Source organism: Helicobacter muridarum, assembly GCF_000765805.2.
GTDB classification, from domain to species: Bacteria; Campylobacterota; Campylobacteria; order Campylobacterales; family Helicobacteraceae; genus Helicobacter_A; species Helicobacter_A muridarum.
The window spans coordinates 1-14,136 of record NZ_JRPD02000012.1; the positions used below are offsets into that span (position 1 = coordinate 1).

Below are 14,136 nucleotides of genomic sequence, written 5' to 3' on the forward strand. Positions count from 1 at the left end.
GTAGAGATTTTAGATAAGCTTGATTCACTTATTAATGACTTAAATCAAGGAATACCAGCAGAGATAAGCTTAAGACGCAAACAATATGAATATTATAGAGAAAAGCTACTAAGCTTTAAAGAAGCAAAATAAATAAAGATTCTTAATAATAAAGATATTCCCATTGTTATGTTGAAAGGGTATAGCAACTAAAACATTTCCTTTTTACTATGTAAAAACCTCTTGCAATCCTCAAGGATTTTACCCTTGACTACAAATATGACAAATTTGATTCTAATAATAAAGATATTTTAATCATTTCACTCCTTCAATATAACAAAGTAGATATTTAAGCTTTTGCTATGCAAAAGCATTAATCATAACAAGATAAATAAAGAATACCCATTAAACTAAATCATAACAAGGTAGATACTTTGTAGATGCTTTATATTATTTGAATACTAAGTATGACAAGAAAAAAGATTTAGAACAACAAATAAAAATAGAGGCTTAAATCATGACAAATAAGATACTAAGCAAGAATAAGTAAGATAGATATAACAATACAATTTATCATATCTTAGTTGTATTACTCATTTTATCATTATGAAGTATCTACTCCTATTATCACTCTAAACCTAGCCTAAAGCTAGATGAAGAATCTCTATTAATGAGATGCTTTTAGAGATGTTTCGCATTTTACGAATGCTTAATATGATAAGTTGAGAGGAGATATTTGTCCTTGCGGGAATCTGGTAGCTCAAAGCCTTAGCATAGCTTCGCTAAACGAATTGTTTTTGAAGCTTAATCAAAGTTTATAGTCTTGATTGCTGCTGACTTAATAAATCAAGCAAAAAATCCTTATAATAGGCTAAATCTTCCATTGAAGCGGCTTCGAAGCGCGTAACAATTACAGGACTAGTATTACTTGCCCTTATAAGACCCCAACCATTTGGAAATATAACTCGCACGCCATCAATGGTAATAATGTCCTTTATAAGCGGAATTTTCAAGTTATCTTGAGATTGATTTGATTTTAAGGATTGTAGGCATTCTTGTATATTCGAAATGATAAGGAACTTTTTGTCTTCAGTTGTGTTTATTTTCTCTTCGTCAGTGCTATAGCTTCGTGGTAAGGAAAATATCATATCCTCTAATGGCTTAATTGCATACTCACAGCTAGTTTCCTGATCTGCATTATAAATTAGCTCTAAGATTCTAAAACTTGCATAAATTGCATCATCATAACCAAAATATCTATCATTAAAGAATATATGTCCGCTCATCTCACATGCTAATGTGGCATTTAATTCTTTTAACTTAACTTTGAGATTGCTATGACCTGTTTTATACATTACCGCCTTGCCTATTTTATTGATGTAATCATACATAACTTGAGAGCATTTTACTTCACCTATAATAATAGGATTTGGGATTGTTTTAGATATGTCATTGGCAAACAATATTGCCAATTCATCACCCTTAAAAACATGCCTTTGAGAAACTAGCCCCACTCTATCAGCATCTCCATCATAAGCTATACCTATGTGCAAGTTATTCTGCTTCAATGTCTCCTTTATATCAGCTAGATTATTATCTTCACTTGGATCTGGATGATGATTTGGAAATGTCCCATCTGGCTTAAAATATAAATTAATAGAATCTATATTCAGATTCTGCAATATTCCCTCAAGAGCTAGACTTGCTACACCATTACCACAATCAAATACAACTCGTTCTTTCCAGTTCTTTAAACAAGAAAACTCATCGCTAATAAAGCGAATATAATTTTGCAATATATCAAATCTCTCAATAACTTTAGCCTGCTTGATTGGAAAGCTTACATCATTGAGTATTTTAGAAATATCTTGAATATCCTTGCCATAAAAAGGAGCTTGATTGATAGTAATCTTAAAACCATTATATTCAGGGGGATTATGTGAACCTGTAATCATCACAGAGCTTTTAATATCTGTAGTAAATGTGCAAAAATATGCAACAGGTGTAGGAATCATGCCAAGATTATAAACTTGCACATCAGCACTAGCAAAACCAGATGAAAGCCAATCAAATAATGTTGTGCTATGCGTTCTTGCATCATAACCAATAGCTACATTACTATCATATTTCTTTATAATATTGCCTAATATATAGCCTATCTTACAAACTATATCTTGGACTAAATCCTGATTAAAAATACCACGAATATCATATTCTCTAAATATTGACATTGTTATCACCTTGATAGTTTATAACCTATAGCTACATAATGGAAGACCATTGTAACATATTAATTTATAAATGATTCTAGTATTAGCCCTAAGAGCAAGGATTCTTATATTTTAAGAGATTTTTCTCAACGATACCATCAATACCAATTACTACATGTTGTAAATCTTGACAAAAATCCGAAACTATTGGTCTCCAAAAACCACAATTTTGTATATCTTTATAAGATTCTACAAGTGCTAGAATCTTAATATCTAATAAATAATGATTGACAAGACTTTGGGCAAATGGCAATAAGGAGAAATTTCTTTTGTCAATTAGACAAAAACTAGCACCCAATTGAGAAAATAAAAGTATGATGAGGTTAAGCGGTAGATATGACATTTGATTTGTGGGTAAATTCTGAACACTAGGATAGTTTTTATGAGTATAATGAGGATATTTTGAAGTGCTATTAAACTCATTAATAGCAAAATTTGCCTCCCTTCCTAGGAGCACAGCATACTCAATTTCTTGCTTTTTCAATTCTAAACCAAGCAAAAAATAAGATTCCAATTTCTCACAATTATCAATACAAATCAAAGCATAAGAATCAGCCATGATACTTTTAGAATCTTCATAATGAGTAATTTCAACAAAATATTTACATATACCTAAATTGCTAAATATCAACATAACCTTACCTTTATGATTTTATAATTAAGACATGATATATCATTTTGATTCTAGTATGGTTTCAACAATATAAACAATATAAATGCTAATCAACAATATTCATATTTTACAAAAAAAGCAAAAGTATTTGCTGTAAAAAGTCAACTAATAATAAAAATTATAAAATAAAGAATATACAATAATAGTTTTTTATCTTATAATTCTGCTTCTATATACAAAACGCTTAATTTATTTTATGGAGTTAGATTATGCAGCAAACATTACAATGCTATACATTGTTATTTTGTTTTAGTAGTATGGTTACTTATGGAAATATGATTCACTCTAATCAAGAAGATATAAATAACAAATATGCAGAAATAGATTCTGCTCTACAGAAGCAAACTATGACAAGCAACAAAGATGAAATACAAACAAGCTATAAAATAGAAAAAATAGTTACTACTGCTAAAGGCACAGAGCAATTAGCAAAAGATGCACCAGCATCTATTACTACAATCACGCAAAAAGATATAGAAAGTAAACCACATAAAGACTTAGCAGAGATTGTAGCAGGAATACCAGGCGTTGATATTGGGCAAAGTATGGGAAGAGGAGGTAATGTTGATATTTCTATTCGCGGTATGCCAAGCAACTATACTCTTATACTCATAGATGGTAAAAGACAAAGTGTTGGTGGCTCTATTAATACATTTAATAATGGATATAGTCAAGCTGATAATAACTTTTTCCCACCACTTAATGCCATTGAGCGCATAGAAGTAATACGTGGTCCATTAAGCACCCTTTATGGAAGCGATGCTATTGGTGGTGTTATAAATATCATTACTAAGAAAAGAATTGATAAATTCGCAATTAATGTAAATTTAGAAACAGTGCAAAATGAACATAGGTATTTTGGTTCAAATTACATAGCCAACATATTCACAACAATTCCAATTATTAAAAATACATTAGGTTTGCAGCTTAGAGGAAGATATTTTTATCACGAGCCTTCTTCTATAACTTTTAGCGGACCAATTCTAACAGAGACTGGTGACAACAAAAATAATATGACTGGGAATAATGGAGGTAAATTTACTTTAGGGCAAATTGTTAAAGGTGAGCCTGATGGCGGAATAGGGAATCCGACAGAAAATGATAATTTTGATTTAGGTGCAAGGCTTTTATGGAATCCAGATTCTAATAATAATCTTTATTTTGATGCTCAATTTGCAAGACAAGGGTTTGATAATAGTATGGAGCAATGGGGTCCTCATACAAGCGTAGCAAGAAAATATATTCTAATGCGCAATAACTTATTGCTTGCGCATAATGGAAACTACAATGGTTGGAATATACAAAACTCCTTGCAAATCAATCAAAGCTTCAATAATAGCAGATTTAATTCACTAGCAAAACCTCCAACAAATAGAGATATTTTAGGAAGAGACTTTATTGCTGAATCTAAAATATTTACTGATCTACCCTTTGATAATAGCTTAAGTGTTGGTGTTACATATTGGTATTCATTTATGCAAGACCTAATAGGCAATCCTAGCACCTTTGCGCAGCACAATATAGCAATATTTGCTGAAGATGAATGGGAAATATTTGATGACTTTCGTCTTACCTTGGCTATTAGAGAAGATTACTATTCTAGATTTGGATTCAATACTTCTCCAAAAGTTTATTTAGTATGGAATATTTTGCAAGATTGGCTTACAATTAAGGGAGGTATTACTTCAGGTTATAAAGCACCTTATTTAAATGAACTAGTAGATGGTCCAATAGGATTAGGTAATCAAGGAAACAGGGTAACAGTGGGTAATCCAAACCTTAAACCAGAAATAAGCCTTAGTGCTGAAGCAAGCATATTAAGTGATAATGATTATCTTGAAATAGGTGGGACATACTTTTATACACAATTTTATAACAAGATTGCCAACATGAACTTCAGAGCAACCGATCCAGAGTGCCAAAAAGCTTATGGACAACTTTGTGCTTTGCGTAGCAATATTGACAGAGCATTCATTCAAGGTATAGAATTTTTTGCTGGAATGAAACCTATCTTAGGAATATCATTTGATATAAGTTACACTTATATTTATAGTAAGCAGTTAACTGGTGCAATGAAAGGCTATCCTCTTGAAAATACTCTTTCACATCTTTTTTACTCAAAATTAAGTTGGGATTATAAAAATTTGAACTTATATTTAAGAGCAGAAGCACAAGGCAAAAGATTTCGAGGGTTAAATCCAAATAGATTTCCTATTCGTAACCAAATTCTAGGAAATTATTATAAACCGTTTTTTCTAGTGCATATAGGAGGTAGTTATAAAATATCTAGAAATTTTAAGGTTAATTTTGCAATTTATAATCTTTTTGATGTAAATTTTATTGATTTTGTCCATACAGATTTTTATTCTAAAGCTTCCTCAAAAAGCATGCAACCTTTTTTCTTCAATAGATATAATGTTATTCAAGAAGGTAGGAGATATGCAATAAGCCTAAGTATGGATTTTTAATTTAGAATATATAAATACCAATGTAGTATTTATTATAGTTGTTAAAGATTCCAGAATCAAAAATAAAATATTATGGTTTTATAATGAAACTCAACCAATACCAAGAGCAAAATATTGTAACACATACTATCCCAACTACACTAAGTAAGAATCCAAACTTAACCATATCCCAAGCCTTAATACCACCCTGTGCGAATACTATCGCATTTGGAGGTGTGCTAATTGGAATCATAAAGGAGAAGCTAGCGCAAATTGTTACTGTAAGCATAATTAATATCCTTTCTACATCACTCAAGAATCCAGATGTAGCAACATTAATAATAGGCAATAAGATAGCAATCAAAGCAGTTGTGGAAAGGAATCCAGTAGCAATAATCGCCCCTATACATGATAACAATATAATAACCACAAAACTTAAATTTGAAAAATTAGACAAAAAAGACTCAAATGCAAGACCTAATTCAGCTTGAGAAAAAGCCATTGCAATGCAGAATCCAGCACCAAACAAGAAGATAATCTCATAAGGTATAGATTTTGAATCTTCCCAATCCAAAAAACCTACCTTAGGCAAAAACATCATCAAACCAAATGTAAGTAGTATTATATTTTCATTCCAACCTAAACCATCATAAATAGGTCTAATAGGAGAATTTATAAGCAAAATAATAAGCAGTAAAATAATGAATCCAAGCAATCTTTTATGCTCTGATGTAATTGATATAGATTCAAATGCGGATAAATTTAATTCCCTCTGCTTAGTATTAAAGGATAGAATCTTAATCATTGCATAAAGCATAAGCAAAGTCAAAGGAGACATCATAAATATCCAAGTAGTAAAACTAACACCTTGCAATCCTTGAGATTCTAAAAAACCTAAGTAAATGAGATTTGGAGGACTACCAATTGGCGTTGTAATGCCGCTAATGCTAGCACCAAAGGCTACTGCCAATAAAAAGCGAGTTTGCAGAAATTTATCTTGAGTTATAGACATGGCAACAGGCAATAATAAAAGTGCCACTGTAGAATTGGAAAGAGCTGTGCCAAGCACAACTGCAGCAACACCCAATGCAGATATTACTCCTTGAGGTGTCTTAGGGAATTTCGATAAGAAAACCTTAGCAATTAGTCTATGTAATCCAATCTTTTCTGTCGCTGTAGCAATCATAAATCCACCTAAAAATAGGAATATGATAGGATTGCCATAATTTGAAGTTGTGCTCTTAGTATCGAGTATGCCAAAACTAGGAAATAGGATTATAGGCAACAGAGATACAACTCCCATAGGCAATGCCTTATTTGTCCACAGCACAACAAGCAAAGCTATAATTCCAATAAGCGATGATATTTTAAAAGAAGCCTCTAAATAGTAAAAAGCAAACAAATACACAATAATACCAACAATAATAGCCAAAGCTAATCCAAAAAATATTTTGTTCCATTTAATACTATTTTGTTTGGAAGTAGCAATGCTAGCTTGATCATTAGTGTCGTTAAAAGAGTCTTGTTTAGATACTATGGTCTCATTTTGTTGCATGAAAATCTCCAAGTAGCTTTAGTTTTGCAAGATTTAGGATTATACTAAAAAAATACAATAATTATTAGAAATAATCTATAACACTTGGCATTGGAGGTCTTAAGCTTATTGTTTATAAATCTTATTTTAGCTTATTTTTAGATAACACTTACGGAAGCATAGAGTCTAATTGTAAAATATGCTTATTAAGTGCTGTTACAAGTGATAAATCATAATATTTTAGGTTGCTACACATTTCTAAATGGAATATTTGGAATCATTTTTTCGTTTGCTTTGTAACCATTTACCAAAGCGGGCTATATAACTCCAAAATAACGGTATAAAAAATATCGCAATAAGTGTTGCAGCAAGCATTCCACCAATAACACCAGTTCCAATAGCATGCCTACTTGCACTACCAGCACCAGTACTTAAAGCTAATGGAAGCACTCCCATACTAAATGCAAGAGAAGTCATAACAATTGGTCTAAATCGAAGTTTTGCGGCTCCAATAGCCGATTCTGCAATGCCTTTGCCCTCTTTCTCATGTAATTGTTGAGCAAACTCAACAATTAATATAGCATTCTTAGCTGATAATGCAATAAGCATAACAAGCCCGATTTGGAAATATATATCATTATCTAAGCCCCTTATCGTAGTAGCAAGTAACGAGCCAAATACTGCAAATGGGACAGCTGTTAAAACAGATATAGGCATAAGCCATTTTTCATATTGTGCACACAGAATTAAAAACACAAATATCAGTCCAAATAAAAATGCAATAGTTCCTGTCCCGCTTGCATTCTTTTCTTGATAACTAGAACCTGAATAAGCTATAGTATATCCATCTGGAAGAACATCTCTTGCGACTTCCTCAATAGCACTCAAGGCATCGCCGCTAGAGTAACCCTCTCTTGGGTTGCCCATAATCTTTGCGCCTATAAAAAGGTTGAATCTATCAATAATATCTGCACCTGTTACACGCTCAAAATCTACCAATGTGCTAACTGGAATTAAATCTCCACTTTTAGATTTTACAAAGATTCTACTTAAATCATCTGGTGTTTTTCGAAACTCATCTTGTGCTTGAATATTGACTTGATAAGTCTTACCATACAAATTAAAGTCGTTTACATAATACTGCCCAAAAGTGCTTTGCAATGTAGTAAATACATCATTCACACTTACATTCATAGCCTTAGCTTTTTCTCTATCCAATGTAACAAAATACTGTGGGATATTGGGATCAAAAAGACTCCTAACACCTACTAATTCCTTTCTCTCGTTTGCCTTTGCTACAACAAGATTTGCATACTTTTCAAGCTCATCTAATGTTCCATTATTTCTATCCTGAATATATATTTCAAAACCGCCCGCAATGGATAATCCAGATATTGCTGGAGGATTAGTTACTAAGACATTTGCATCTAAATTTTTATTTAGCATTCCCATGAAACGTTTTGCAATGCTAAACGAACTTTCATTTCTCTCTCCCCAATTTTTTAGAGTGGTAAATATCACTGCACCACTTGATCTAGCAGCACCTGCTAACATATCAAAACCTGCAATCAAAAAAGCAAAATCAATATTTGAATCATTTTCTAATATATCAAGTGCCTTTTTACCCTCTACAATAGTCCTTGGTAGAGATGATGCTGGTGGCAGCTGAATAAATGAAAGCATTGAGCCTTTATCTTCACTTGGGACTAGACTTGTTGGTAATCTACTAAATAATCCCAAGCAAGTAACAATAATAGCAATAAAACAAAGTACAAGCACTAAGCCATATCTCAAAGCCTTAACAACTTGCTGCCCAAACTTAATTGTTAGCCAATCAAAAAAGTCATTAAATCTTTTTACAATGTAAAATGGCTTTGGTCTTGTATCTTTTAGAATCGATACACAAAGAGCTGGAGTTAAGGTAAGTGCAACAAATCCAGAAATAATGACTGATATAACAATAGTAATGGCAAATTGTTTATAAATTGCCCCGCTAAATCCGCCAATAAATGCTACAGGGATAAATACCGCACATAGAACAAGCACTATGGCTATAACTGGTCCTTGTATCTCATCCATTGCTTTTATGGTGGCTTCTTTTACACTTAACTTTTCACTATGTATAATACGCTCTACATTTTCTATAACGATAATAGCATCGTCAACAACAATACCAATGGCTAGAATAAGACCAAATAAAGTAAGCAAGTTAATTGAGAATCCAAGCACATACATACCCGCAAATGCGCCAATTATCGATACTGGAATAGCGATAACTGGGATTATTGTTGCACGGAGATTTTGCAAGAAGAAATACATAATAACAACCACTAGAACAATAGCTTCTATAAATGTTTTTATGACTTCTCTAATGGAAATTTTTACATAGTCTGTTGTATTATATACATTTTTATAATATATGCCAGTAGGAAATGATTTAGATAGTTCTTGCATTTTTCTCTCTACGTTATCTGCCACATTTAGCGCGTTTGCGCCGGGCTGTAATGATATTCCAAATGCAGAAGCACTTTTACCACTTAAGAGAGGGCTAACGCTATAATCCTTTGCCCCTAGCTCAATTCTAGCCACATCTCTAAGTCTAAGGGCAGAGCCATCATTATTTGAACGGATAATAATATTGCCAAATTCATCTGCATTTATGAATCTTCCCTGCGTTGTTACAGAATATGTAAAAGTTACATCATCTCGCATAGGCTGTGCACCAAATGAGCCTACAGCAAATTGAGAATTCTGCTCTGAAATTACACTCGCAACCTCTGATGGGGTTAGATTATTTTGAGAAAGCTTATCTATATCTAGCCAAATCCTCATAGAATAATCCCTAGAGCCAAATGATATTATATCTCCAACTCCTGGAACCCGTTTTAATTCATTAATCACATTTAATATTCCATAATTTGCAACATAGGTAGCATCATAAGCTGGATTATCTGAATACATAGCATATACGGCTAGCATTGTAGATGATCTTTTGCGCGTGGTAACTCCAACCCTTTGAACATCAGCTGGCAGTTGAGTTAGAGAGGCTTGAACTCTGTTACTAACATTTACAAGAGCCATATCAGCATTTACATCATTGCCAAAAAATACACTAATACTAAGAACACCGCTTGAAGATGAAGAAGATTTCATATACAGCATTCCTTCTACGCCATTAATACTATCCTCTATAATGCTAGCCACAGTATTAGCTACGACTTCAGCATTCGCACCACTATAAGATGCTTGCACTGTTATCTCATTTGGCACCACTTGAGGATACTCTTCAACAGGTAGGATAAAGATACTAATAATACCCACTAAAGTGATAATTACAGATAAAACTATCGAGAATACAGGTCGCTCAATGAAAAATCGAGAAATCATAATATCCCTTCAATTAAATTAATATTAGGACTGATTAGTAGTAGAAATGAAGATATGGCAGAGAGGAAGGGATTCGAACCCTCGAAAGCTTGCACTTTACACGCGTTCCAGGCGTGCTCCTTCAACCACTCGGACACCTCTCTAAAGGCTTAGGATTTTAGCATAAGATTCTAAAAATATCATATAATCACACCTAATTTTCTAAAGCAAATATTATGAAGTAATAGATGAAACATAACAATTTAAGTCAATTTAATGAACATAAACTCATAGAATGCAAAGATTTCTCTTTTAGTTTATATAACACATACTATAAGCAAAGCTATCATTCAAAAAGCCTAGGAGCATACAAAGAAACATTATACAAACATATAATCCCAGCTATAATATTTCAAGAGTGCCTAAAATCAAACACACTGCACGATTTTAATATTAAGCTTATAGAATCAATAAACAAACTAGCAGAACAAGAAAACAATAAAAATAGCACATTATTAAATACCAATGAAGACTTCTTAAACAAAAATATGCTAAGCAGTAAATCAAAAAATAGATCATTGCGCATTCTTGATATTTGCTTTGGACTAGGATTTAACGCATTTATATCATTACAAAGCTTTCCATATTGTGAAATATATTCTCCAGAAAAAGATAATTTCTTAGAAGAGCTAAAGAGCTTTCCTTATCCAAAGCAGATCTGTTTAAACACAAAGCAGATTCTAGAGCAATTGCAAACAAATAGAGTATATACATATATAAACATAAATAATGATCAGAAATTATATTTCTTACATGGTGATGCGCTTGGCTTTTTACACAAATTTCCAAACAATTTCTTTGATATTGTCTTTCAAGATGCATTTTCGCAAGCACAAAATGGAGAGTTATGGAGCAAGGAATACTTTGAGCAGCTTTTTAATATAACGTCTAATAAATCTATCATTACAACTTATGCCAAGGCTAGAAATATCCTAGAATCTGCAAACAATAGCGGATTTAGCGTAATTAAGCATAAATTAGGAAGCGTCTTTTATAAAGGCTAAATCAAATAACTAATATATATTTATAGCTATACACTAAATATATATGACTTAATTCATATAAAATTTTTATAAAATTAGCACTTCATTAGTAATATTGCTAAATATATGATATATTTTCATTTATATTTTGAACAAGGAGAATAAATGAATATATTTGAAAAGCTAACAAACCAAATGAGAGATGTTATAAATAATGCTGCGCAATTTAGCGTTCATCATAAGAATCCAGAAGTCAAGCCAATTCATACCTTGCTTGCTATGATTGCTGATTCTAACTTTATCCTACACCAAGCCCTGCAAAGAAACAATGAAAACATCAATGCAATGATTGATAAGCTGACAAAAGAAATCAAAAATCTTCCCACAGCTAGCAATGTAAATTCCCAAAATATACAAATATCATCAGAGTTAAATAATGCCCTAGAGCAAGCACTAGCACTTGCTACTAGTAGTGGAGATAGCTTTGTTGGTGTAGATAGCTTTGTGCGTGCAAATATAGATTCACATTTTAAGGAATACCTAAGAGGAATTGACAAATTAGAATTACTTAACACATTAAAAGATATGCGAAATGGCACTAAAATAGATAGTCAAAGCAGCGATGACTCATTACAAGCACTTGAAAAATATGGCATAAATCTTACAAAACTAGCAGCTCAAAATAAAATCTCACCAGTTATTGGAAGAAACGAAGAGATTGAGCGCATGATGCAAATTCTTATACGCAAGACCAAAAACAACCCAATACTACTAGGTGAGCCCGGTGTCGGGAAAACTGCAGTAGTAGAGGGATTAGCATTACATATTGTAAAAAGAGATGTCCCGATATCTTTACAGAGTAAGCAAGTAATCGCGCTTGATATGACTGCAATAATGGCAGGTGCTAAGTATAGAGGAGAATTTGAAGAAAGGATAAAATCCATAATAGATGAAGCGAAAAAAAATGAAGACATTATACTATTCATAGACGAGATTCACACTATTGTAGGAGCAGGCGCAAATGAAGGTGGTATGGACGCAGCCAATATATTAAAGCCGGCATTAGCAAGAGGGGAGTTACGCACCATAGGGGCAACTACGCTTAAAGAATATCGTAAATATTTTGAAAAAGATGCTGCACTTGCTAGAAGATTCCAGCCAATTAATATTAATGAGCCTACACAAAACGAAGCATTGCAAATTATGCGCGGAATCAAAGAAAGCCTAGAATCTCATCATAATGTAAGCATAACAGATGGGGCACTAGTAGAAAGCGTAAAGCTATCTAGTCGCTATATAACAAATCGTTATTTGCCTGATAAAGCAATAGATTTAATCGATGAGGCTGCAGCAGAAATCAAAATGCAAATAGAATCTGAACCAAAAGCTATATCAAAAGTAAAGCGTGAAATAGAAACTCTTGAGGTAGAAAAAGTAGCATTAAACTTGGATAAAACAGAAAATAATACAGAAAGATTACGAGAAATAGAAAATGAGCTTGCTAGCTCAAAAGAAAAGTTAGCAAGTTTGCAAGCTAAATTTGATAATGAAAAACATATAGTTGATGAAATGTCTAAGATAAAAAATGACATAGAATCTTTGCGCACACAAAGCGAATTGGCACTTAGGAATGGCAATTATTCAAGGGTTGGGGAGATCGAGCATGGAGAGATTCCAAAGCTGCAAAACATTCTTAAGGATAAAGAATTAAAATGGAATGAATTACAAAAAGATGATTCATTGCTAAAGTATGCAGTAACAAAAGAAAGCATAGCCGAAGTCGTATCAAAATGGACACAAATACCAGTTGGCAAAATGCTGCAATCTGAAAAGCAAAGGATTTTACATATTGAAGATGAGCTTAAAAAAAATGTAATAGGACAAGATGAAGCAATAGAAGCTATATCTCGTGCAATAAAGCGTAATAAAGCAGGGCTTAGCGATTCAAATCGTCCCATTGCTAGCTTTTTATTCCTTGGATTAAGCGGTGTAGGAAAAACACAGAGTGCTAAAGCCTTAGCAAAATTCTTATTTGATAGCGATAAGGAACTTATTAGACTTGATATGAGCGAGTATATGCAAGAACATGAAGCATCAAAGCTAATAGGAGCACCTCCTGGATATATTGGGCATGAAGATGGTGGTATACTAACAGAAGCAGTCCGAAAGAAACCCTATAGTGTTGTGCTATTTGATGAGGTAGAAAAAGCCCATCCAAAGGTTTTTAACACTCTCTTACAAGTCCTTGATGATGGTAGATTAACTGATAACAAGGGTATTGTAGTTGATTTTAAAAATACTGTAATCATTCTTACAAGTAATATTGGTAGCGAACTATTATATGATAATAGGGAATCTACAAATACTAATGATATAAAGGAATCCATTGACAAGGAATTAAAGAAATTCTTTCGTCCAGAATTTCTTAATCGATTAGATGATAGGATTATCTTCAATCCACTAAGCCAACAGAATATAAGGAGCATTATTGATATTTTGATAAATAATGTCCAAGAAAGGCTCAAAGATAAAGCCATTATATTGAAGCTCACAGATTCTATGAAAGACTATATTGCTAAAAGCGGTTTTGATTCTATGTATGGAGCAAGACCACTTAAAAGAGCTATACAAAGATATATTGAGGACAAATTGTCCTCAATGATTCTTAATGATTCATTACCAGAGAAAAGCATAATTACCTTTTCTATAAATGATGGAATCCCAAACATAAGCGTTACAAGGAATGAAACAGAAAATAGCAACTCTTAAGAAATAACTACAAGCTGAAACATATCATTATATTATTCATTATATTATAGATATT

Annotated in this window: 7 protein-coding genes, 1 tRNA gene and 1 pseudogene; 4 read left to right on the forward strand and 5 right to left on the reverse strand. The window is 32.5% G+C overall.

Annotation, left to right across the window (positions count from 1 at the left end; all coding sequences use genetic code 11):
- A pseudogene (locus tag LS73_RS05980) lies at positions 1-132 on the forward strand (restriction endonuclease subunit S); the annotation flags it as partial.
- A gap of 662 nt (positions 133-794) precedes the next feature.
- Here the strand turns inward: LS73_RS05980 and LS73_RS05985 are convergent.
- Positions 795-2,210: a phosphomannomutase/phosphoglucomutase gene (locus LS73_RS05985; RefSeq protein ID WP_034557894.1), complete on the reverse strand. Its 1,416-nt coding sequence runs from the start codon at positions 2,208-2,210 to the stop codon at positions 795-797.
- 88 nt (positions 2,211-2,298) lie between these two features.
- A complete protein-coding gene (locus tag LS73_RS05990) occupies positions 2,299-2,883 on the reverse strand; it encodes a hypothetical protein (RefSeq protein WP_034557895.1) in 585 nt (194 codons plus the stop codon).
- Positions 2,884-3,131: 248 nt separating this feature from the next.
- On the opposite strand from LS73_RS05990, the gene LS73_RS05995 reads away from it, so the two are divergent.
- Positions 3,132-5,390, forward strand: a complete 2,259-nt coding sequence (locus LS73_RS05995; protein ID WP_034557896.1) for a TonB-dependent receptor domain-containing protein — start codon at positions 3,132-3,134, stop codon at positions 5,388-5,390.
- Positions 5,391-5,460: 70 nt separating this feature from the next.
- Here LS73_RS05995 and LS73_RS06000 read toward each other — a convergent pair whose 3' ends face one another.
- The 3 genes from LS73_RS06000 to LS73_RS06010 form a co-directional block, all read right to left on the reverse strand.
- The gene (locus tag LS73_RS06000; protein ID WP_034557897.1) at positions 5,461-6,924 is read right to left on the reverse strand and encodes an SLC13 family permease; all 1,464 of its coding nucleotides are present in this window, start codon (positions 6,922-6,924) and stop codon (positions 5,461-5,463) included.
- Positions 6,925-7,161: 237 nt separating this feature from the next.
- A complete protein-coding gene (locus LS73_RS06005; protein WP_172458484.1) occupies positions 7,162-10,290 on the reverse strand; it encodes an efflux RND transporter permease subunit in 3,129 nt (1,042 codons plus the stop codon).
- A 55-nt stretch (positions 10,291-10,345) separates the two neighbouring features.
- Positions 10,346-10,433 (reverse strand) — tRNA-Ser (locus LS73_RS06010).
- 84 nt (positions 10,434-10,517) lie between these two features.
- Between LS73_RS06010 and LS73_RS06015 the strand changes: the two genes are divergently transcribed.
- Together LS73_RS06015 and LS73_RS06020 are read left to right on the forward strand one after the other, a co-directional pair.
- On the forward strand, positions 10,518-11,333 hold the full coding sequence (locus LS73_RS06015) for an MnmC family methyltransferase (RefSeq protein WP_034557898.1): 816 nt from the start codon (positions 10,518-10,520) through the stop codon (positions 11,331-11,333).
- A gap of 144 nt (positions 11,334-11,477) precedes the next feature.
- Positions 11,478-14,081 carry an ATP-dependent Clp protease ATP-binding subunit gene (locus tag LS73_RS06020; RefSeq protein WP_052089593.1) on the forward strand — a complete coding sequence of 868 codons (2,604 nt, stop codon included), beginning with the start codon at positions 11,478-11,480 and terminating at the stop codon, positions 14,079-14,081.
- The last annotated feature ends 55 nt before the right edge of the window (positions 14,082-14,136 follow it).